Origin of the sequence: Bradyrhizobium sp. B117, from assembly GCF_038969555.1 — a bacterium.
In the GTDB taxonomy this organism is placed as follows: Bacteria; Pseudomonadota; Alphaproteobacteria; order Rhizobiales; family Xanthobacteraceae; genus Bradyrhizobium.
This window is the reverse complement of record NZ_CP152414.1, coordinates 3,025,226-3,047,018: the sequence shown is the minus strand read 5'-3', so window position 1 is coordinate 3,047,018 and position 21,793 is coordinate 3,025,226. Positions and strand designations below refer to the sequence as shown.

The 21,793-nt window shown below is 64.9% G+C and carries 22 protein-coding genes and 2 pseudogenes; 13 read left to right on the top strand and 11 right to left on the bottom strand.

What is annotated here, in order from left to right:
* The first annotated feature begins 281 nt into the window (after nt 1-281).
* From AAFG16_RS14930 to AAFG16_RS14915, 4 genes are read left to right on the top strand one after another with little or no spacing between them, the layout of a single operon-like run.
* Nucleotides 282-1,028, top strand: coding sequence for a peptidylprolyl isomerase (locus AAFG16_RS14930; RefSeq protein WP_342739602.1), 747 nt, complete (start codon nt 282-284; stop codon nt 1,026-1,028).
* Nucleotides 1,025-2,017: a HupE/UreJ family protein gene (locus tag AAFG16_RS14925; RefSeq protein WP_342739601.1), complete on the top strand. Its 993-nt coding sequence runs from the start codon at nt 1,025-1,027 to the stop codon at nt 2,015-2,017. The genes AAFG16_RS14930 and AAFG16_RS14925 overlap by 4 nt, the downstream gene beginning before the upstream one ends.
* Before the next feature lie 17 nt (nt 2,018-2,034).
* Nucleotides 2,035-2,640, top strand: coding sequence for a HupE/UreJ family protein (locus AAFG16_RS14920; RefSeq protein WP_283085233.1), 606 nt, complete (start codon nt 2,035-2,037; stop codon nt 2,638-2,640).
* Nucleotides 2,637-3,254, top strand: coding sequence for a HupE/UreJ family protein (locus AAFG16_RS14915; protein ID WP_283085232.1), 618 nt, complete (start codon nt 2,637-2,639; stop codon nt 3,252-3,254). The genes AAFG16_RS14920 and AAFG16_RS14915 overlap by 4 nt, the downstream gene beginning before the upstream one ends.
* 152 nt (nt 3,255-3,406) lie before the next feature.
* Here the strand turns inward: AAFG16_RS14915 and AAFG16_RS14910 are convergent, their stop codons facing one another.
* The 11 genes from AAFG16_RS14910 to AAFG16_RS14860 form a co-directional block, all read right to left on the bottom strand.
* Nucleotides 3,407-4,450, bottom strand: coding sequence for a 5-methyltetrahydropteroyltriglutamate--homocysteine methyltransferase (locus AAFG16_RS14910; protein WP_283085231.1), 1,044 nt, complete (start codon nt 4,448-4,450; stop codon nt 3,407-3,409).
* A gap of 36 nt (nt 4,451-4,486) precedes the next feature.
* Nucleotides 4,487-5,341, bottom strand: a complete 855-nt coding sequence (locus tag AAFG16_RS14905) for a fumarylacetoacetate hydrolase family protein (RefSeq protein ID WP_342739600.1) — start codon at nt 5,339-5,341, stop codon at nt 4,487-4,489.
* Between the two features lie 3 nt (nt 5,342-5,344).
* Nucleotides 5,345-6,004, bottom strand: a complete 660-nt coding sequence (locus AAFG16_RS14900; protein ID WP_342739599.1) for a polysaccharide deacetylase family protein — start codon at nt 6,002-6,004, stop codon at nt 5,345-5,347.
* 9 nt (nt 6,005-6,013) lie between these two features.
* The gene (locus AAFG16_RS14895) at nt 6,014-6,811 is read right to left on the bottom strand and encodes an ABC transporter permease (protein ID WP_092218420.1); all 798 of its coding nucleotides are present in this window, start codon (nt 6,809-6,811) and stop codon (nt 6,014-6,016) included.
* Between the two features lie 7 nt (nt 6,812-6,818).
* Nucleotides 6,819-7,625, bottom strand: a complete 807-nt coding sequence (locus AAFG16_RS14890; protein WP_342739598.1) for an ABC transporter ATP-binding protein — start codon at nt 7,623-7,625, stop codon at nt 6,819-6,821.
* A complete protein-coding gene (locus tag AAFG16_RS14885; protein ID WP_283085227.1) occupies nt 7,604-8,359 on the bottom strand; it encodes an ABC transporter permease in 756 nt (251 codons plus the stop codon). Before AAFG16_RS14885 ends, AAFG16_RS14890 begins: the two co-directional genes overlap by 22 nt.
* A gap of 5 nt (nt 8,360-8,364) precedes the next feature.
* On the bottom strand, nt 8,365-9,327 hold the full coding sequence (locus AAFG16_RS14880; protein ID WP_283085226.1) for an ABC transporter substrate-binding protein: 963 nt from the start codon (nt 9,325-9,327) through the stop codon (nt 8,365-8,367).
* A gap of 47 nt (nt 9,328-9,374) precedes the next feature.
* On the bottom strand, nt 9,375-10,103 hold the full coding sequence (locus AAFG16_RS14875; RefSeq protein ID WP_342739597.1) for a GntR family transcriptional regulator: 729 nt from the start codon (nt 10,101-10,103) through the stop codon (nt 9,375-9,377).
* 89 nt (nt 10,104-10,192) lie between these two features.
* Nucleotides 10,193-11,002 (bottom strand): N-acyl homoserine lactonase family protein, encoded by an 810-nt coding sequence (locus tag AAFG16_RS14870; RefSeq protein WP_283085224.1) that lies wholly within the window; start codon nt 11,000-11,002, stop codon nt 10,193-10,195.
* Nucleotides 11,003-11,013: 11 nt separating this feature from the next.
* Nucleotides 11,014-11,403, bottom strand: a complete 390-nt coding sequence (locus tag AAFG16_RS14865; RefSeq protein WP_028137131.1) for a carboxymuconolactone decarboxylase family protein — start codon at nt 11,401-11,403, stop codon at nt 11,014-11,016.
* Between the two features lie 28 nt (nt 11,404-11,431).
* Nucleotides 11,432-12,808: an MmgE/PrpD family protein gene (locus AAFG16_RS14860; RefSeq protein ID WP_342739596.1), complete on the bottom strand. Its 1,377-nt coding sequence runs from the start codon at nt 12,806-12,808 to the stop codon at nt 11,432-11,434.
* A 227-nt stretch (nt 12,809-13,035) separates the two neighbouring features.
* On the opposite strand from AAFG16_RS14860, the gene AAFG16_RS14855 reads away from it, so the two are divergent.
* From AAFG16_RS14855 to AAFG16_RS14815, 9 genes and pseudogenes are all read left to right on the top strand, one after another.
* Nucleotides 13,036-13,929 carry an NAD(P)-dependent oxidoreductase gene (locus AAFG16_RS14855; protein ID WP_283085222.1) on the top strand — a complete coding sequence of 298 codons (894 nt, stop codon included), beginning with the start codon at nt 13,036-13,038 and terminating at the stop codon, nt 13,927-13,929.
* 31 nt (nt 13,930-13,960) lie between these two features.
* Nucleotides 13,961-15,352: an MmgE/PrpD family protein gene (locus tag AAFG16_RS14850; RefSeq protein WP_342739595.1), complete on the top strand. Its 1,392-nt coding sequence runs from the start codon at nt 13,961-13,963 to the stop codon at nt 15,350-15,352.
* Nucleotides 15,353-15,431: 79 nt separating this feature from the next.
* The gene (locus AAFG16_RS14845; protein ID WP_342739594.1) at nt 15,432-16,367 is read left to right on the top strand and encodes a branched-chain amino acid ABC transporter permease; all 936 of its coding nucleotides are present in this window, start codon (nt 15,432-15,434) and stop codon (nt 16,365-16,367) included.
* A gap of 2 nt (nt 16,368-16,369) precedes the next feature.
* A pseudogene (locus AAFG16_RS14840) lies at nt 16,370-17,839 on the top strand (ATP-binding cassette domain-containing protein); the annotation flags it as partial.
* 239 nt (nt 17,840-18,078) lie between these two features.
* Nucleotides 18,079-18,150 (top strand): annotated as a pseudogene (locus AAFG16_RS14835) (hypothetical protein); the annotation flags it as partial.
* Nucleotides 18,129-18,836, top strand: a complete 708-nt coding sequence (locus AAFG16_RS14830; protein WP_342739593.1) for an ABC transporter ATP-binding protein — start codon at nt 18,129-18,131, stop codon at nt 18,834-18,836. The pseudogene AAFG16_RS14835 and the gene AAFG16_RS14830, both read left to right, overlap by 22 nt.
* A 34-nt stretch (nt 18,837-18,870) precedes the next feature.
* On the top strand, nt 18,871-20,106 hold the full coding sequence (locus AAFG16_RS14825; protein ID WP_342739592.1) for an ABC transporter substrate-binding protein: 1,236 nt from the start codon (nt 18,871-18,873) through the stop codon (nt 20,104-20,106).
* A 35-nt stretch (nt 20,107-20,141) separates the two neighbouring features.
* The gene (locus tag AAFG16_RS14820; protein WP_342739591.1) at nt 20,142-21,380 is read left to right on the top strand and encodes an ABC transporter substrate-binding protein; all 1,239 of its coding nucleotides are present in this window, start codon (nt 20,142-20,144) and stop codon (nt 21,378-21,380) included.
* Nucleotides 21,381-21,407: 27 nt separating this feature from the next.
* Nucleotides 21,408-21,788 carry a carboxymuconolactone decarboxylase family protein gene (locus tag AAFG16_RS14815; RefSeq protein WP_028137140.1) on the top strand — a complete coding sequence of 127 codons (381 nt, stop codon included), beginning with the start codon at nt 21,408-21,410 and terminating at the stop codon, nt 21,786-21,788.
* The last annotated feature ends 5 nt before the right edge of the window (nt 21,789-21,793 follow it).

The following is a 21,793-nucleotide window of genomic DNA, read 5'->3' as shown; positions in this document are numbered from 1 at the left end:
TTGTCTCTTGCGTTTTTCCATTGCATTTTTCTTCGCCGCATGAGCGTTAGAGGATGACAGATGAAAAGCACTGCCGCATAAGACGCGGCGACGCGCGTGCCAAGAAAGTTTGTGACAACCGTATGTCAATGCCAGCGACACCAGTTGAAGTGCAGCCCTTTCCGATATCGCGTATCGACGATTCAGATCCGAACGATGTCGCCCACGGCGCAACGAAGTCTTCGCGCTCGCTTGTCTCTCTATTTGCGCGGCTGTCGCGCGAGCCTCTGCTGCATTTCACCTTGCTCGGAGCAATCATCTTCGGCATCGACGCGGTGCTGCATCCTCCGGCCAAGGACGAAAAAGTCATCACCGTCACCAAGGCAATGCGGCAGTCCTTCATCGACAATTTCGACGAGGACAAGGAACGCGCGCCTTCCGAGGCGCAGCTCCAGAAGATGATCGACAGCTGGGTCGCGAGCGAGATTCTCTATCGTGAAGGCAAGGCGCTTGCCGTCGACCGCGGTGACGAGACGATCCGCGACCGGATCGCCTACAAGATGCAATTGCTGATCTTCGATCAGATCCGCGTGCCGCGTCCCACCGACGAGCAGTTGCAAGCATGGTTCGCGGAAAATCACGGCCGCTTCGACGAGCCTGAGCGCGTTTCATTCTACATCACCCCGCCCACCGATCAGGAAACGGCGCAGCGTCAGCTCGACGACATCACTCAGCAGCGCGAATCCGAGGAGTTGCAGAAGCTCACGCGCGCCATCCTCGGCCGCCCCGTCGAGAGTCTCTCGGCATCCTTCGGCGACAATTTCCGTGACGGATTGCTGGCGATGCCGGAGGGGGAATGGAAGCTATTGCAGTCCAAGGATGGCTGGCACGTCGCCCGGCTGGATTCTCGGCAAGTCGGAAATCTTGCCAGTCTCGACAGCGTTCGGGATGAGGCGGCCAGGAACTGGCACACGGAGGAAACCCGCAAGCGCGCCTGGGAAGCGGTCAAGCGGCTCAAGGCATCCTATCAAGTGCGGAACGAGCCGTGACGACGATACGATATTTGCGGCTTGCGCTGCTGGCCTTGACCTTCGCTCTGGCCGTGCTGATCCGGCCATCGGTGCTCCATGCGCATGAAGCGGCGGTGGGCGTGCTTGAATTCCGCGAGGTTCGCCCAGGCGCCTTCGTCGGCCGCTGGAGCATAGAGCCGTCGATCGGCGCCTCGCGGGTCGATCTGCGGGTGCCGCCGCATTGCTTCCTGCGTCTGCCCGAGATGAACTGCGGCCAGAAGGGACTGATTGGCCCGATCACCATCACCAATCTCGGCTCCAACATGTCGGTGGTCCTGATCAAGGTCGTCCCGATCGAGGGCGAGCCGCGCAGCTACACGATCTCGACGGCCAATCCCGTCGTCTCCGTGCTCGGCACCGGCGCACCGACGCTCGAGACCTGGATCGAGCTGGCCAAGACTTATGTGAATTACGGTATCGATCACATTCTGCTCGGCGCCGATCACCTGCTGTTCGTGCTCGGCCTGATCTGGATCGTCGGCGGCGGCTGGCCTCTGGTGAAGACCATCACCGCCTTCACGATCGGGCACAGCGCTTCGCTGGCCGCGGCGGCATTCGGCCTGATCGGCGTGCCGGAACGCCCGCTCAACGCCTGCATCGCGTTGAGCATCGCCTTCGTCGGCGTGGAGATCGTCAAGCAGCAGCGCGGCGAGATCGGGCTCACCGCGCGCTATCCCTGGATGGTGGCCTTCACCTTCGGCCTGGTTCACGGCATCGGCTTTGCGAGCGCCCTGGCGGGACTTGGGCTCGAACGCCGCCTGCTGCCCGCGGCACTGCTGTTCTTCAACATCGGCGTGGAGATCGGACAGCTTGCCTTCGTGCTGCTCGTGCTCGCATTGATCTGGGCGCATCGGCGGCTCGATGCCGTCGTGCCGCGCTGGGGCGAGGCGCTGCCGGCCTATCTCATCGGGTCGGTGTCGATGTTCTGGTTCTTCGGCCGTCTGGCGCGCGTGTTCGCCGTGATCTGAGCGAGAGTCGCAGCACAATGAATCTACACATCTCCCGAGCCCTCACCACGGCGATCGCAGCAATCGCGCTGACGCAACCGGCTCTCGCGCACGAGCAGGCTGGCGTGGCCGGCGGCCTCGCCAGCGGCCTGCTGCATCCGGTCACCGGCATCGACCATCTGATCGCGATGGTGGCCGTCGGGATCTGGGGCGCGCAGCTCGGCGCGCCCGCCATCTGGATCCTGCCGATCACGTTCCCGCTCGTCATGGCGGTCGGCGGAGTGCTGGGCGTGTTGCATGTTCCGCTGCCGATGCCGGAGCTGATGATAGCCATTTCCGCCGTGATCCTCGGCGTGGCTGTTGCGGCCCGGCTGCGCCTGCCCTTTGCCGCGGCCGCCGCGATCGTCGCGATCTTCGCGATCTTCCATGGACATGCGCACGGCGCAGAGCTTCCCCGCGCGGCGAATGCGCTGGCCTACGGCGTCGGCTTCGTCACCGCCACCGGCCTCCTGCATCTCTGCGGCATCATGATCGGCACGTTGACGCGCTGGCCCGCCGGCGAGCGCATCATTCAGGGACTTGGCGCCGGCATCGCCGGGATCGGCTGCTACTTCCTCGCGCAGGGTCTCGGAGCCGTCGCATGAGATCGCACCTTGCACGGGCCTTGACCGCTGCAGCGTTGCTGCTGACCGGGGCGAACGCAGCCGAGGCCCATATCGTCGCTGCCCGCCTCGGTGATTTCTACATGGGAGCCTCGCACCCGCTCACCGATCTTCAGGATGTCCTGCTCTGGACCGCGACCGGCCTGCTGGCAGGCACGCTTGGCGCCGCCAGGGGACGCTGGCTCATCCTGGTGTTTCCGCTCGGCCTGCTGGCCGGACTGCCGTTCGCGTCCCTGTTCGGCGCGGCCGCGACGCAGCTCGCCGACGCGACCATGATGCTCGCGATCGGCATGCTGCTCGCAGCAGCCGCGCAAGTTCCCACCTTCGTGTTGTGCGCGATTGCATTCGCGGTCGCCGTGATACGGGGCGCTGCGAACGGGGCCGAGCTCGGACCCGAAACCGACCGGCTGCTGTTTGCGGCCGGCCTTGCCTGTGCGGGCTACACGGTGATCACGCTGACGATGGCGCTGACCGCCGTCTTCAGGCAAACGACGTCGGACAATTCGGCATCTTGGCGGGCCATCGCCGTTCGCGCCCTCGGAGGCTGGATCGCGGCGATCGGCCTGATGATGGCAAGCCTCGCTCTCGCGACGTGAGCGGACCGAAATCGATCGCGACACTGATCTCACTGACAAGCCGGGACCGTGCCCGGCAAATGGTGTAGCGGGCACAAGCGCGCGGACTTCGAGCGGCCCGGCCGGCCGACTGCCGCTGATAGACGAACGCCATAGCCGAGCGTGGTGCTTCTTTAGCCAATCTCCTGCCGCACCTTGGCCGCGGCGTCGCACATTGCCTTCAGCTTCCCCAACGCAATTGCGCGCGGCATGTACTTCATGCCGCAATCCGGCGCGGGAACCAGCCGGTGGGGCGACACATATTTGAGGCCGTTGCGGATGCGGTCCGCGACGATATCGACGCTTTCGACCGCGGGATCGGCGAGGTCGAGCACGCCGAGCATGATCTTCTTGGACGAGAGATCCTTGAGCACGCCGAGATCGAGCTTCGGCTGCGCCGCCTCGATCGAGATCTGGTCGGCAATGGTGTCGTCGAGCTCGGCGAGGAAGGAATAGCCGGCCGGCTTGTTCGAGCCTGGCACGACCGCGGCATAGCCGAAGCAGAGATGCACGACGGTTGGCACGGTGATGCCTTGCAGGGCACGGTTGATCGCCTTGACGGCATAGCGCTTGGCGAGCTCGGGATTGTTACGCACCCAGGGCTCGTCGAGCTGGATTACGTCCGCGCCGGCCTTCTGCAGATCAAGCGCCTCGGCATTGACGGCCTCAGCGAGCGCCATCGCGAGTTCCTCCTCGTCCTTGTAGAACTCGTTCTTGGCCTGCTGGCTCATCGTGAACGGACCCGGCAGCGTGATCTTGGCGGCGCGGTCCGTGTTCTTGCGCAGGAACTGCATGTCGTGCAGCTCGACAGGGCCCTTGCGCTTGACGGGGCCGACGACGCGCGGCACCGGCGTCTGGGTGTTCCCGGTGCGCGCCACGATCATCGCGGGATTGTCGCCGTCGATCCCGTCGAGCGCCGTGGCGAAGCGGTTGGAGTAACTCTCGCGGCGGATCTCGCCATCGGTCACGATGTCGATGCCGGCGCGCTCCATGTCGCGGATCGCGACAATGGTGGCATCGTCCTGCGCCTCCTCCAGATGCTCCGCCGGCAGCCGCCACATGTCATGCAGGCGGGTGCGCGGCACCACCTTCGACAGCATCGCTCGATTCACCAGCCATTCGGGCTGCGGATAGCTGCCGACCACAGTGGTCGGCAGGATATGCGTTGGCATGGGCATGGGGATCTCCTTCTTATTGTTGTGAAAACGCGGCTATCAGGCCGCGCGTCGCTCGTTCTTGACGGGATTGCGCAGGATGCCGATGCCTGAAATCTCGATCTCGACCGTGTCGCCGTCCTTCATCCACAGCGGCGGCGTGCGATAGGCGCCGACGCCGCCGGTCGTGCCGGTGACGATGACGTCGCCCGGCGCGAGCTCGGTGAAGGTCGAGCAATAGGCGATCAGGGCCTGGACGTCGAAGACGAGGTCGGAGATCGGCGCCTTCTGCACCTCGACGCCATTGAGGCGCGTGATGAGCGTCTGCTTGGTGACGTCGGTCAATTCGTCAGTCGTGACCATCCAGGGGCCGAAGCCGCCCGTGCCGGCAAAGTTCTTGCCCGGCGCGAATTGCGAGGTGTGGCGCTGCCAGTCGCGGATGCTGCCGTCATTGTAGCAGGCATAGCCCGCGACATGGCTGAGCGCGGCCTCGCGCGAGATGCGACGGCCCGCCTTGCCGATGATGACGGCCATCTCGCCTTCGTAGTCGAAACGCTCCGACTCCAGCGGCCGGATCATCGGCTGGCCGTGGCCGACCTGGCTGTTGGCAAAGCGGGTGAAGATCATCGGATGCGCCGGCGTCGGGTGACCGCTCTCGGCCAGATGCGTAGCGTAGTTGACGCCAATGCAGAAGATCTTGTCGGGATCGGGAATGGTCGGCAGCAGCGCAACATCCTGCAGCGCGTAGTCGGGCTTCTCGGCGGCGAGCTTCTTCAGTTCGTCGAACGAGCCTTTCGCCAGCAGCGCCTTCAGCGTCGGATAGGCCTTCAGACGCTTGCCGGCGTCGATGACGCCGTTGTCGGTGACGATGCCATAGCTCGGGCTGCCGGCGATCGTGAAGCTTGCAACTTTCATCAGTCAAACACTCTCTTCGATGGAGGATACATAGTCGTTGATCGGAAGTGCGATCTCGCCGTTGCGGATCGGAACGCATTGGGGCGGGAAATCCTGGCCGAAGCGGGCGCCGGCCGCCTCAGCGCGATCGAGGAACCGCTCGAGATGATCCATCGCGCCGGTCGGCAGATCGTGCAGCACCATCAGCGTCCAGGGCTGCCGGCTGCACTGGTCGAGCGCGCGCTCGGTCCAGCCACCAGGATCATCCCAGTCGCGCGGGATCGCATTCCAGAGCACGCAGCTGTGCTTGTTGCGGGCGAGATAGTCGACGACGGACGGCTTCAGCAGCCGCGCATCCAGATTGCCGCCGCCACCGAACGGCCGGAACCAGCGCTGCGGGTGCGCGAGATCGCCGATCGCAACTTGCGTCCGGCCGATCTCGTGCTCTGCCGTGTTGCTATCCTTCTGCTCACCGAGCGGAATGCTGTGCGTAAAGGTGTGATTGCCGATCCAGTGCCCTTCCCCGTGCGCTCGCGCCGCAAGCGCGCGCCGTGCGGGATCGGCGAGCTTCTCGCCGATCACGAAGAAGGTGGTCTTGATCCCGCGCTCGGCGAGGATGCCGAGTACGCGCGGCGTCACCTCGGGATCGGGGCCGTTGTCGAATGTCAGGGTCAAATCGTACACGCGGATACCTCAGGTCGCCGGCTGCATCGCGCCCGACGCGATCTCGTCATTGGCCTGACCGGCGCGGGTGCCGGTCTGCCAGATCGCCGCCTTGCGCTCGATCCAGCGGATCGCGGCATTGAAGGCGATGGCGAGGAACAGCACGAGCAATACGCCCGCGAACACGTGCGGGCTGTCGAGGATGGTGCGGTAACGCGAAATGAGATAGCCGATGCCGGCCGAGGAGATCAGCATCTCCGAGACGACGACGCCGACGATGACAAGCGCACCGCCGACGCGCAGGCCGGACAGCACGGTCGGGATCGCCGCGGGAATGATGACGCGGACCAGCCGCTGGCTCAGCGTCGCGCCCATGCTGCGCGCGGCGAGCAGAAGTTGCGGATCGATGGTCTGGATGCCTGCGGCGGTGGCGAGCATCGTCGGCAGGAAGCCGTAGATCGAGGCGAACGCGATCTTGGATTCCGAACCGATGCCGAGCCAGACCGTGAAGACGGGGTAGAGGATCACGAGCGGCACCGCATAGAGGCTCGACACCATCGGCATGATCAGCACGCGCGGGCGCGGCAGGCTGCCGACGATGGCGCCGAGCAGGATGCCGCCACCGCAGGCGAATGCCATGGAAACGACGACCTCGTAGAGTGTCACCGCGAGCGCGTGACCATATTCGGCCGCGTCCGTCCATCCCGCCATCAGCGTCGACGACAGCGACGGCAGAAACAGCTCGGGAATGAGACCGGTGCGCGGCAACAGCTCCCACAGGGCAATCAGGCCGATCACGATCAGGTATCGCAGCGTTTTGGCGCTCATCTCCGCCTCACGCCGATTTGCGGATGTGCCGCCAGATGCGATCACGCAACGCGCCGAAGGCATCGCCACTCAGCATCTCGTAGGTGCGAGGCCGCGGGAGCTGGACCTGGAGATGGTCGACGATACGGCCAGGCCGCGCCGACATCACGACCACCTCGTCGGCGAGATACACGGCTTCGGTCAGGCTGTGCGTGACGAACACGACGGTCTTGCCGGTCGCCGCCCAGATCCGCAGCAGTTCGTCGCCCATGGTCATGCGGGTCTGCTCGTCGAGCGCTGCGAACGGCTCGTCCATCAGCAGCACCGGCGGATCCTGCACCAGCCCGCGCGCGATCGAGACGCGCTGCTTCATGCCGCCGGACAGTTCATGCGGATGGCGTTTGCCGAAACCTTCGAGCCCGACCAGCTTGAGCGCATCCTGCGCCTTGGCGCGGCGCTCAGCCTTGGACACGCCGCGTAGCGCCAGCGGAAATTCGACATTGTCCTCGGCCGTGAGCCAGGGAAACAGGCTCGCTTCCTGGAACACCACCCCGACCCTGTCGGGGTCGGGCTGCGGGATCGGCGCGCCGCTGATCGTGATCGCACCGGACGTCTGCTGACGCAGGCCGGCCATCATCATCAGAAGGGTCGACTTGCCGCAGCCGCTCGGGCCGACCAGCACGACGAATCGCCCCGGCTTGATCTCCAGCGAAACGTCCTCCAGCGCGACGACGTCCTGCGACCTGGTCTTGAACACCTGGCCGACATTCTTCACCTCGATCGCGCCGGCCCGCGCGGCGGGTTTCAACGGGGTCACGTTCGCCAATGGCTGCATCGCGTTTCCACCCATCTGACAAGTTCGTTGAAGGTCATGGCAATCGCGGCCACCATCACGACGCCGGCCAGGAGCTGCTTCATCTGGAAATTCTCGCCCCAGGTCGCGATCTGGTGGCCGATGCCGTCGCGCGAGGCGTACATCTCGGCAAGGATCACACCGGTCAGGTTGAAGATCATGGAGATCCGCAAGGCCTCCAGCAGCACCGGCAGCATGCTCGGCAGATAGACCCGAAACGCCGTCTGCCATGGCGTGGCACCGTAGGAGCGCGCCACCGTCAGATGCTCGACCTTGACCGAGTCCACCGCCGTCGTGGTCGACATGATCACGATGAAGATGGTCGAGAAGAAGCCGAAGCCGACCTTCTGGGCAAAGCCGACGCCGAACACCAGGATGAACATCGGCAGGAAGATCGACTTCGGGATACTGAAGGCAAAGAACAGCAGCGGCTTGGCGACATCGGCGAAGTAGCGGTTCTCGGCAACCAGGAAGCCGATCACCGCGCCGAAGGGCACGGCCAGCGCGAACGCGGCGAGCACCTCGGTCGCGGTCACCATCAGATCCTTCTGCACCGCCGCGCGCTGCAGGAGATCGCCGAGCGTCGCGAACGTGTCGGACGCCGACGGCAGCAGGCGCGGATTGACGATGCCGGTGCGCGACAGCATTTCCCACAGCGCCAGGATCGCGACGATGATCGCGATCCGCGAAAGGTTGATGGCGAGCGTGCTCTGCATCGCTGCTACTTGGTCGGGACGGGCTTGAACTTGGTCGAGATCACGTCCTCGACCGGGACGATGTCCTTGAGGCCGCCGAGCTTGGCGAGATCGAGCGACAGCTGCACGGCCGCATTCACGTCAGCGGCGCCCATGTCGCCGCTGGTCTCGAGCTTCATGATGGTGTTGTCGTATTCCAGGCCGGCGATCTCCGGCGGCATTTCGTAGAGCTCGGCGATCAGCTTGACGGTGACGTCGCGGTTGGCACGCATGAACGCAACCGCGCCATAGAGCGCGTTCACCGCCTTCTGCACCAGCTGGGGCTTTGCATCCGCGAACTTGTCGAGCACGATCCACCCCGCCGTAAGGTTCGGCGGAACCGCGGTCGCGTAATCGAGGATGGTCTTGGCTTCGCCGGACTTCGAGATCTGGAAGCTGAGCGGCGAATAGACCACGGCCGCCTCGACGTTGCCAGCCAGCAGGTTCGGCACGAGGCCACCGCCGCCGACAGGAACGCGGGTGAAATCGATCTTCCTGTCCTGGATGGTCCAGAGCGCGAGCAGGTCGGAGCCGGAGCCGGCCGCGGTGATCGCCACTTTCTTGCCGTTGAGATCCTTGACGTCGAGCGTCGATTTGGTCGGGACCATCAGCTGCCAGCCGAAATTACCCATCGCGGCATTGGCGACGATGCGTGACATCACGCCCTTCTTGCGACCCGCGGAGACCAGGGACGGCGGATCGAGGATGATGTCTGCCGCGCCCGCGGCCATGCCTTCGAAGGTCTCGGCCCCGCTGCGATAGATGGTCAGCTCGGCCTGGATGCCTTCCTTCTCGAACAGCTTTTGCCGCACGGCCGTCTCGGCGATCGTCGTCGGCCAATAGGTTTTCGTGGGCAAACCGACGCGAATGGTGTCGGCGGCGCTCGCAGGGCCGGCCAGCATTGCGGCGGCAACGAGCGACATCAGCGCATGACGGCGATTGATCTTCATTGTTTCCTCCCGGTCTGTATTTTTTTGTGCCGAATTTCTAGGGATCGTCAGGTCGCGCGGCTCACCTCCGCAATGCGCGAGGCGGCGAGCTCCACGAATTCCTTGGTGATGCCGAAATGCTTTGACAACGCGCGAACTGCCGCATCCGCGTCGCGCTTTACCACGGCGGCGACGATCGCCTTGTGCTCGGCCTCGACGTCACGCGACTTGCTGCCGAGCGCGCGACGGATCGAGAGCCGGCGGTAGCGCTCGCTTTGTTCATGCAGCACGTCGCGGAAGCCGAGCAGCCACGGCGAGCCGCAGGCATTGACCAGCGCACGATGGAAGATGCGGTGACGGATCACCCATTCCTCGTAGTGCACGGTGGGATCATCAGGATAATGATAGGGAACGGCCTTGAGATCCGCCCAGGCGGATTTCACCGATGCGAGCCAGGCCTCGCCGCCACGCTCGATCGAGCGGCGGAGCGCAAGGCCCTCGATGTCGATGCGCGTCTGCGTCACGTCGGCGAGATCGGCGAGCGAGACCGGGCTGACGCGAAAACCGCGCTGGTCGGAGGCCTGCACAAGACCGTCGGCGACCAGGCGCGACAATGCTTCGCGCACGGCGGCAAGGCTCACGGAGAACTGCTTGGCTAGTCCCGCGATGTGCAGCTTCTGCCCCGGCAGCAGCCGCGTCGCCAGGATGTCGGCACGCAGGCGCTCATGCAGCGCCGATGTCAGGCTGCGCGGACCATTCCCGGGGCTTCCGGACAATTGGAACTGAAGCGGACCCATGGTGGGATGATTACAAGGCCGGGCTCGCAGGTCAATAAAAATCGAAAATCGATTTTTTGGTCAGATTGCGCCATCCCGTGCTCGATGTCCTAAGGATGAGGGGCTCCGGACGGCGCGACGTCGAGACGAACGGCGACACCGTTCAGTTCGGGGCTGGGCGCCGGGTAAAGCTTCATGACCAGCGGATCATGGCCGGGGACGATGTGGTCCGCGCTGGGTGCTGCGGCGCGCAGCTTGTCGAAACCCACCAGCATGTCGCCGACATGAAACGCCGTCGTGAACGGACGCTCGCTGGTCATGTTCTCGTAGAAATGACTGACGTCGGAGGCGAGCACGACGGGGCCGCGGCGCGTGTTGACGCGGACGAACTGAAGACCGGCGGAATGGCCGCCGGCGGCATGAACGGTCAATCCGGGCGCGATCTCAGCGTCGCCATCGTAGAACAGCACCCGCCGCGCGTAGTTCAGCCGCACGATTCCGCAGATATCCTCGACCTCGAAGGAATGCGACAGACGTGGATAATGCATGTAGCGCCCAGTGGCGTACGCAAGCTCGCGCTCCTGGAGATGAAAGCGCGCATTCGGAAACCGGTCGAAATTGCCGGCGTGGTCGTAGTGCAGATGCGTGAGGATGACGTCCTTGACATCGGCGACGTCGACATCGAATGCCGCCAGCGTCTCCACCGGGCAGCGCAGGAAATTTCGCCTGCGCTGCTTTGCCACTTCCGCGTTGAACCCGGTGTCGATGACGAAGGTGCGGCCACCTCCCCTCGCCAACCACATGAAGTAGTCCATCGGCATCGGCCCGTCGTGCGGGTCGCCGCCGATGAAGTGCTCGCTCCGCTGCGCATCGCGCGTGGCATAGCGGATGGCGAAGAGCTCGTATTCTGGGGCAGCCATGGGACTCTCGCTCAGGAACCGGCCGCGTCGACCTCGTTAAAAGCCTCGCGCGCGTTGCGGAAGGCGTCGATGCCGGCGGGCACGCCGCAATAGACCGCGACCTGGAGCAGAATCTCCTTGATCTCCTCCTTGGTCAGGCCGTTCTTCAGCGCGCCCTTCACGTGTAGCTTCAATTCGTGCGGGCGGTTCAGCGCGCCGAGCATCGCCAGATTGACGATCGAGCGCGTGCGACGGTCGACGCCTGGCCGCGTCCACAAGGCACCCCAGCAGAACTCGGTCGACCATTCCGCCATCGCGCGCGTGAACTCGTCGGCGCCGGCGATCGACTTGTTGACGTAGTCCTCGCCGAGCACCTCCTTGCGAACTTTGAGGCCTTTTTCGAACAGTTCGGTCTTGCTCATGATCGTCCCTTTCAGGTCTTGAGAGAGTCTAGTTGGAAGTTGTTTGGCGCGTCGCCGACGACGGACGTAGCGATTGCAGGAGTTCACCGACGTCATCGACCGCATCGAGCCGCCAGACAGCGTCGATGACGCGGTCCGCATCCCAATCGCTTCGACCGGTCCGTACGCCTTCGCGCAGCTTGTCTTCGATGTCGTGGTCCGACAGCGGTGCGGCCTGGCTGCCGCGCGGCGACGTCACGGTCTCGGTGAGCACCTCGCCGGACGACAGGCGCAAGGCGACGCGCGCAGCGCCGTCCGGCATCTGAGCATCGAGCTCCGCCCTCACCTTCTGCCGCATTTGCACGATATCGGGCCGGACCACGGTCTCGTGCACGAACTCGACCACACCCGCGGTGCCGAGCAGCAGTCCGCAGGCCACGCAATGATGGATGCTGACGCGGGCATCGCGCTCGTTGTTGACGGGACGATCGCCGCGCGCGAGCAGCAGCGCTGAGCCCTGCACCGTCACGGACTCGATCGGATCGACGTTGCGGCCGATCCGCTCGCGCAACATGAGGCAGGCATCGATGACCGAATGGAACACGATGCCGGCGGGATAGGGCTTGTAGGTGTTTTTTGCGATTTCCCAGGTCTTGCCGAGGCCATCGAGCAAACGAGCAAGATCCGGCACGTCACCCATGGTGCGCGCCCAGCCGAGCGGACCTTCGATGGCGCGCGGCGCGGCCTCATAACCCTGCTGTGCCAGCAGCGCGGCGAACAATCCGTTCCTGGCGGCGTTGCCGACGCTGACATTCTTGGCGGCGCTCGGCAGGTTCTCGACATTGCCGGCCGACTGGCTCGCCGCAACTCCGATCGCGTTCGCAATGCCTTCCGCAGGCAGGCCCAACAGCTTCGCACAGGCTGCGGCCGCACCAAAGATTCCGCAGGTGGAGGTGATGTGCCAGCCGCGCGCATAATGGCGCGGCGAAACCGAATTGCCGATGCGGCATTCCACGTCCACGCCGAGAATGAACGCGGTCAACACCTCGCGCCCCGACAGTTTTCGCGTCTCCGCAAGCGCAAATATGGCAGCGGCGACCGGCGCGACCGGATGAATGATCGTCTCGGGATGGGTGTCGTCGAAGTCGAGCAGATTGGCCGAGATGGCATTGAGAAACGACGCGCATAGCGCATCCATCGGCTCGGAGTGACCGATGACCGTCGATGTCGGGGCGCCGCTGAACGGTGACAAGGTCCGCATCGCGGCGACGACCACCGGATCGCGCGCGGAGCCGAGCGCGGTCGCAAAGAAATTGAGGATCGAGCGCCGCGCCTCGACACTCTGCGCCTGCACGTCCGCCCATGACGACGCCGCGACGAAATCGGCGAGCGTCCTGCTCACACTCGGAATTGGATCTTGTGGCACGCGGGGCGTCTTCCTCGTTTTCCCGAACCATAGGACGATCCGCGGCAAACTGTCGACCCCAAATGTTATGCTTGACAGCTTGTCTGACAATCATAACAATCCGCCCCGTTGGCGCGGGATCCCGCTGCCACGACGACGGCGGCCGGAAAGGCCGGCCGGCGACAACGGTTGACCAACGAGATCAAGAAGGCGCGCCCGTCACGGGATCGCGCGACAGGGAGTAGACGATGGCGGGAGAGATCCTCGGCGTAATCGGCACGGGCCGCATGGGCGGCCCCATGGCGGGGCGATTGATCGACGCGGGCTATTCGCTCGTCGTCTACGACACGCAGGCTGAGGCAGTGCAGCCGCTGGTCAAGCGCGGCGCGCAACTCGCAAAGTCGCCGGCCGACGTCGCCTCGCGCGCCGACATCGTGCTCGTCAGTCTGCCGACGCCCGACATCGTCAAGGCGGTTACGCTCGGCCAGGACGGCATCGGCAGCGGCAATCGCGCCAAGATCGTGATTGATCTCTCGACCTCCGGTCCCGGCGCGGCAAAGCTCGTTGCGGAAGGCCTGAAGGCCAAGGGCATGACGCTGGTCGATGCGCCCGTGAGCGGCGGCATCAAGGGCGCCGTCAACGGCACGCTGGCGGTGATGGTGTCGTGTCCGCAAGCGACCTACGAAACCGTGCAGCCGATCCTGAAGAATTTCGGCAAGCTGTTCTACACCGGCGACAAGCCCGGCGTGGCGCAGACCGCCAAGCTCGCCAACAATCTGATGGCGGCAGCCGCGCTCGTGATCACCTCGGAAGCCGTCGCGATGGGCGTCAAGGGCGGCGTCAACGCAAAGGTGCTGATCGACATCATCAACGCCAGCAGCGGCCGCAACAGCGCCTCCGAGGACAAATTCCCACGCGCAGTGTTGCCCGGCACGTTCGATTTCGGCTTCGCCACCGGACTTTCCTACAAGGACGTCCGGCTCTGCGTGGACGAGGCCGAGGCGATGGGCGTGCCGATGGTCTGCGGCGCGGTGGTGCGGCAGATGCTCGCAATCACCAATGCCAAATATGGTGCGTCGTCCGACTTCACCTCGATCGCAAAAGTGCTCGAGGAGTGGGCCGGCGTCGAGATGCGCGGCTAAGCGCAGCTCGCGTTCAGGGAGAGCGATTGCGATGACGATCGGCCCGACCGGATCAGGCAAACTCTCGCTCGCGCGCCAGATGGCGCGGAGCGCGCTTGCACTCGATCTCGGTGATTTCGGGCCGGACGTCGTCGCCAAGGCAAAGCTCTGCCTGCTCGACTTCCTGTCCTGCGCCTTCGAGGCCGGCCAGCATGCCTGGAGCCGCCAGGCCGTCGCGATCGCACAAGGCGGCGGCAACGCGACGATCATCGGAACGTCGCAACTCTCCTCGCCGGCCGATGCCGCCTTCGCCAATGCCGTGATGGGGCATGGCCTCGTCCGCGAGGACATGCATGCGGCCAGCATCGCGCACCACGGCGTCGTGATCTGGCCGACATTGCTCGCGCTGTCGGAACAGGCGCCGCTGCACGGCGCAAGGCTGCTCGCCGCCGCCATCATCGGCTATGAGACCGGCGCGCGGATCGGCCGCGCTTTGCTGACCTCCGATCTCGCCCGCCTCTATCGTCCGACCGGCCTCGTGGCCCCTCCGGGCGCGGCGCTCGCCGGAAGTTTTGCGCTCGGCCTCTCCGAGGACGTAGCCACCAGCGCCATCGCGATCGCGACCAACACGTCCAGCGGACTGAACGAATGGCCGCATGCCGGTGGCTCCGACATGTATTTCCATCCGGGCTTTGCAGCCAGCAATGCGATCAAGGCGATCGGCCTGGCCGCAGCCGGCGCTTTCGGCTCCGAAACCATCCTCGACGGCGAGGCCGGCCTGTTCGCCGCATATCGCCGCCAGGCCGCGCCAGCCAGCATCGCGCTCTTCCCTGATGGCGAGTGCGAGATCATGGCCGTCTACAACAAGCCGGTGCCGGCCTGCAACTTCGCGCAGACCGCCGCGCAGGCCGCGCTCCGCGTCTCGCACGAGCTCGCCAGCCCTGACGAGATCGACCGGGTCGTCATCCGCGCGCCCGATGCCGCCGTTCGCTATCCCGGGTGCGATTCGATGGGGCCCTACCGCAACGCGCTGCAGGCCAAGATGAGCATTCCCTTCAGCGTCGCGGCGACGCTGGCGCGGGGCGAGATCGAGGAAGAGAATTACTCCGAGCTCGACGATGCCGACATCATTCGCCTCGTCGCGATCACGGATCTCGAGGCAGATCCTGGCTTCACCGCCGCCTTCCCCGGCAAGCAGGGCGCGGACGTGACCGTGCATCTGCGCAGTGGCCGGACGATCCGGCACGCGCTGCCCGACGTGATCGCGGCAACGCCTTCAGAAATTCGCGGCCGCTTTCGCGCTGCCGCTGCCAGAGTTCTCGGCGAGGATCGCGCGCACCGGCTCGAACAACTCGTCGACGATTGCGAGCGGCTCGGCAATGCCGGCGCCATTGCGGCGCAATGCCGCCTAGAGACGGAACGGGTCTTACGATCGGCATCATAAGAAATGCCGGAGAATACGGGGGAAACATGGTCGGCTTGGAGGCCAGTCTAACATTGTCGGCAGCGCGGAGGCGTGGCTGATGGAAGGATTTCTGCAAGCGCTCGCCGCGGGCCTGCTGATTGGCGCCGTCTATGGGCTGATGTGCGTCGGGCTCGGCCTGATCTTCGGCGTCATGCGCGTCATCAACTTCGCTCACGGCGATTTCATGATGCTTGGCATGTATACCGCCTTCTATCTCTTCACCGCCGCCGGCGTGCAGGCTCTGTTCGGCAATACGGTCGGGCCGTTCGTCGCCATCCTGCTGGCCGGCCCCGTGCTCGCCGTGTTCGGCTATTTCGTCCATCGGACGCTGATCTCGCACGTCTCCGGCACGCGCACCGCCTCGCTCGAAGGCGAAGGCCATTACGCCCAGCTCATCCTCACGCTCGGCATCGCGCTGATCCTGCAGAACGGCGGCCTCATCGTGTTCGGCTCGGTGCTGGCCTCGATCCGCACGCCGCTGTCGAGCTCGGCCTGGGAGCTCGGCCCGTTCTTCGACATGAGCATCTTCCTCAACAAGGCCCGCAGCATCGATGCGGTCGTGTCGCTCGCCATGATGATCCTGCTCTCGCTGCTGATCGCGCGCACCCGGATCGGCAAGTCGCTCCGCGCCGCCGCCGACAATCCGACCGCGGCGACCTATATGGGCATCGACGTCGACCGCGCGCACCGCACTGCGTTCGCACTCGGCTGCGGCATCACCGCGATTGCCGGCGGCCTGCTCGCCACCAACTATCCGTTCCATCCGTTCGTCGGTCTCGAATACGTCATCGTCATGTATGCCGGCGTCGTGCTCGGCGGAATGGGCAGCATCATCGGCGCATTCTGGGGCGGCATGACGATCGGCCTCGTGCAGCAGATGTCGACGCTGATCCTGCCGACGCAATTGCAGAACGCCGCGATCTTCGCCGTCTTCCTCCTCATCATCTTCTTCCGTCCGCAGGGCTTCTTCGGGCGCATGGTCGAGAGGACGTGATCATGCTTCGGACGCGTTCCTTCCTGCCGCCCCTGCTCTTCACCCTCGCTTACGCCGGGATTTCGCTCGGCGTCACCAACTCCTACTACCAGCTGATCCTGACGCTGGTGCCGGTGTGGGCGGTGTTCGGCCTGTCCTGGAACCTGCTCAGCGGCTACACCGGGCTGATCTCGTTCGGCCATGCCGCCTTCTTCGGGATCGGCGCCTATGCGACCGCGCTCGGGCAGATCTATTTTAACATCTCGCCCTGGCTGCTGATCCCGATCGCTGCCATGCTCGGCGGCATCGCCGGGCTCCTGATCGGATTTCCGACCTTCCGCCTGCAGGGCCACTACTTCGCGTTGGCGATGCTCGCCTATCCGCTCGCCATTCTCTACGTGTTCGAATGGCTCGGCTTCCAGGAGGTGACGCTTCCGATCAAGCGCGACGCGCCGATCGCCTTCATGCAGTTCACCGATCCCCACATCTACACGCTGCTGGGGCTTGCCATCATGCTGGCCACCATCGTGCTGACGCAGGTGATCGAGCGCTCGCGCTTCGGCATGGCGCTGCTTGCGATCAAGCAGAATGAGGCCGCGGCCGAAGCGGCCGGCATCAATACGCTGGCCTGGAAGCTGCGCGCGATCACCCTGAGCGGCGCCATCGCCGCCGCCATCGGCGGTTTCTACGCGCAGGTGCTGCTGGTCGTGACCCCGCAATCGGTGTTCGGCATGTTGGTGTCCGCGCAGGCGCTGACGGTCGCAATGTTTGGCGGCGTCGGCACGGTCTGGGGTCCGGTCATCGGCTCGGTGATCCTGATCCCGCTCGCCGAGATCCTCCATGCGGAGGCCGGCGCGCGCATCCCCGGCATTCAGGGCGTCATCTTCGGCATCGCCATCGTCTGCGTCATCCTGCTGGCGCCGGAAGGCCTGTTCTGGAAAATGCGCGATCTTCTGCGCAAGCGGAACGCATCGAAGGCAATGGTCAGTGACGCGACGGAGGCAACGACCACCAACGTCACACCGCTGAAGCCCGCCGCGCGGCAGCGCGCCGCGACAGGCGAGGTCGTGCTCGAGGTCCGCAACCTCTCGCGCTCGTTCGGCGGCCTCAAGGCCGTGCAGGATGTCAGCTTCAAGCTGCACAAGAACGAGATCCTCGGCATCATCGGCCCCAATGGCGCGGGCAAGACGACGCTGTTCAACCTCCTCAACGGCTTCCTGAAGCCAAGCCAGGGCGAGGTGCTGATCGACGGCCGCAACATGTCCGGACAGCGGCCGCACGTGATCTGCGAGGCCGGCATCGGCCGTACCTTCCAGGTGATGCGGCCGTTCCTGCGCATGTCGATCCTCGACAATGTCGTGGTCGGCGCCTATGTGCGCGCAAGCTCCGACGAGGAAGCCCGCAAGCTGGCCGCCGACGCTGTCGCGCGTGTCGGACTCTCCGCCGTGGCCAGTCGTGTCGCTGGCGAGCTCTCGACCAAGGAGTTGCGGCTGATGGAGCTGGCTCGCGCGATCGCCGGCCAGCCGCGCATCCTGCTGCTCGACGAAACGCTCGCGGGCCTCGGCCATGGCGAAGCGGACGAGGTCGTCGCCGTGATCCAGCAACTCGCGCGCGACGGCATGACCATCGCCATCATCGAGCACACCATGCAGGCGATGGTCCGCCTGGTCGATCGCTTCCTCGTGCTCGACCACGGCGCCGTCATCACCGAGGGCCTGCCGGAGGTGGTGACGCGCGACGACCGTGTGATCGAGGCCTATCTCGGCAAGAAGTGGGTGGGCCATGCTGCGAATTGAAGGATTGAGCGCGGGCTATTCCGCAAAACCCGTCCTGAATAACGTCTCGATCAATGTCGGCGCCGGCGAGTTCGTCGCGATCGTCGGCCCCAACGGCGCCGGCAAGACCACGCTGTTCAAGACGATCTCCGGCATCGTGAAGCCGAGCGGCGGCGGAATCACCTTCGACGGCGTTGATCTCCTCGCCGTACCGCCGCCGCAGCGCGCCCATCTCGGCATCGCCCACGTCCCCGAAGGCCGCCAGGTGTTCCCGTCACTGACTGTGATGGAGAACCTGGAGATGGGTGCGATGACCGAGAGCGGCAGGCGTGATTGGCGGGGCAATATCGAGCGGATATTCGAATGGCTGCCGGTGCTGAAGGAGCGCCGCAACCAGATCGCGGGCACGATGTCCGGTGGCCAGCAGCAGATGCTCGCGATCGGCCGCGGCCTCGCCTCCTCGCCGAAGCTCCTGATGCTGGACGAGCCCTCGATGGGCCTTGCGCCCTCGACCGCGGACTTCATCTTCGATCGGCTGATCGAGATCCGCCGCCAGTCCGGGCTGACCATGCTGCTAGTCGAGCAGCGCGTCGCGGAGGCGCTGGAATCGGCCGACCACGGCTACGTTCTCGAAGCCGGACATGTCGTGCTCGAAGGCAACAACGACACGCTGCGCGCCGACGACCGCGTGCGCAAGGCCTATCTCGGCATGTGACCAACACAAGAACAAGGACAAGGGAGAGAACACAATGAACAAGACATCGAAGGGGCTTTCGCGCCGGACCGTGCTGTCCGGGGCCGCCGCCGTCAGCCTTGCCGGCGTGGCACGCGCGCAAGCACCCGCCGAGGTCAAGGTCGGGCTGATCGTGCCGCTGTCGGGCATCTACACCCGCCCCGGCCAGGTGATGAAGATGGGCGCCGAGATGGGCATCGAGCACATCAACGCGCAGGGCGGCATCAAGGCGCTCGGCGGCGCCAAGTTGAAGCTGGTCGTGATCGATTGCGGCGACACCACCGAGAAGGCCAAGAACGCGGCACAGCGCATGGTCGCGCAGGAGCCGGATCTCGTTGCCGCCACCGGCTCCTATCTCTCGTCCTTCACGCTTGCGGTCACTGAGGTCACCGAGCGTGCCGAACTGCCGATGCTGACGCTCTCTTATTCGGACCTTTTGACCGACCGCGGCTTCAAATACATCTTCCAGACCGCCGCGACCGCGAGCCGCCAGTCCGAACTCGGACTGCCGACGTTGATGAAGCTCGCCGAGAAAGCATCCGGCAAGAGGCCGAAGACCGTGGCGATGCTGATGGACAACACCGCAACCTCGGTCGCCACCGCCAAGGCGCTGAAGGAGAAGCTGTTCGCGCAGGAGGGCCTCCAGCTCGTGGTGGAGGAAGTCTGGACCCCACCACTCTCGGATGCGACGCCGCTGATCCAGAAGGTTCGTTCGGCAAAGCCAGATCTGCTGCTCTTCATGCCGAACGCGGTCTCGGACGCAAAGCTCGGGCTGGAGAAGATCAGCGAGTTCGGTCTCGGCCAGGGCAAGATCCCGACCGTGTCCTTCAGCATCACCATCGCCGAGCCCGACATGCTCCAGAGCGTGAGCCCGGAGATCGTACAGGGCATCATGACCATCGTCGCCAGCTGGGGCGCGAAGGGTCACGAAGCACTGATCGCCGAGCTCAAGGCCAAGTACAAGGAGCCTTGGGCGACGCAGAACGTCATTTCGACCTATGGCGACATGTGGGTGATGAAGGAGGCGCTGGAAAAGGCCGGCAACGCCGACCGCAATGCGGTCGCACAGGCCTTGCGGTCGCTGGATGCCGGCGATTCGAAATATTATCCGGGCGGTCAGCTCAAATTCGACGAAAAGGGCCGCCGCGTCGGCGCCGGCGTCGTCATCGTGCAATGGCAGTCGGGCGTACCGGTCACCGTTTATCCGCCCGAGCTCGCGCAGGCAGAGCCGTTCTGGCCGAAGAAATCCTAACAGCGTCGCGCGATTTTTCAGGGAGGAGAATTGTCATGACTGCAAAGAACAAGATCACGATATCGCGGCGAACATTGCTTGCCGGTGCCTCCGGCACGCTGATCGCATCCCGCGCCGGCTGGGCGCAGCAACCTTCCGAGGTGAAGGTCGGCCTGCTGGTACCGATCTCCGGACTCTATGCCCGCCCGGGCACGGTGATGCGCGAAGGCGCCGAGATGGCGGTCGATCACATCAACGCCCAAGGCGGCATCAAGGCGCTCGGTGGCGCCAAGCTGAAGCTCGTCGTGCTCGATTCCGGCGACACCACGGAGAAGGCCAAGAACGCGGCCCAGCGCATGGTGGCGCAGGAGACCGATCTGGTCGCGGCCAGCGGCGCCTACCTTTCCTCCTTCACCCTCGCGGTGACCGAGGTCACCGAGCGCGCCAACCTGCCCATGCTCACCCTCTCCTACTCCGACCTCATCACCGAGCGCGGATTCAAATACGTGTTCCAGACCGCGGCCACCGCGGGTTCACAGGCGAAGCAGGCGTTGCCGCAGCTCATCAAGCTGGCAGAGACGGCCTCGGGCAAGCGGCCGAAGACGGTCGCGATCCTGACCGACAACACGGGCGCCTCGATCGCCTCCGCAAAGGCGATGCGCGAAGGCCTGCTGGCGGAGAACCAGCTGCAGCTGATCGTCGACGAGACGTTCACGCCGCCCTTGGCGGACGCGACGTCGCTGGTGCAGAAGATCCGCTCGGCGAAACCCGATCTCTTATTCTTCCTGCCGACGGTGATCTCGGACGCAAAGCTGCTGCTCGAGAAGATGAACGAATTCGGCCTCGGCCAGGGCAAGGTTCCGACGATCTCGTTCGGCATCGCGATCGCCGAGCCGGACATGCTGCAGACCGTCAGCCCCGAACTGCTTCAGGGCGTCTTGACCTGCGTCGCGAGCTGGGGCGCCAAGGGCCACGAGGCGCTGATCGCCGAATTGAAGAACCGCTACAAGGAGCCGTGGATGACGCAGAACGCGATCTCCACCTATGGCGACATGTGGGTGATCAAGGACGCGCTGGAGAAGGCCGGCAAGGCTGATCGCGTCGCCGTCGGCGAGGCGCTGCGCACGATGGATGGCGGTCCCTCCAAATATTACCCGCTGGGCGAGATCAAGTTCGACGAGAAGGGCCGCCGGGTCGGCGCCGGCATGACCATCGTGCAGTGGCAGTCCGGCGTGCCGGTGACGGTATTCCCGCCCGAGCTCGCGCTGGCAAAGCCGTTCTGGCCGAAGACCTGACAACACCAACAAGAAACGGAGAGCAACATGGACAAGGCGACTTATGACCGCGGCCTCGAAATCCGCAAAAGCGTGCTCGGCAACGAGTTCGTCGACAAGGCGATCGCGTCCGCCGACGAGTTCAATCGCCCGATGCAGGACCTCACCACGGAATATTGCTGGGGTTACGTCTGGGGCCGCGAGGGCCTGACACGCAAGACCCGCAGTTTCCTGAACCTGGCGATGCTCTGCGCGCTCAATCGCCCGCACGAGCTGAAGACGCATGTCCGCGGCGCGCTCGCCAACGGCGCCACCAAGGAGGAAATCCGCGAGGTCTTCATGCAGGTCGCGATCTATTGCGGCGTGCCCGCCGGCGTCGATGCGTTCCGCAACGCCAAGGAAGTCTTCGCCGAGCTCGACAAGAAGTAGCGGAG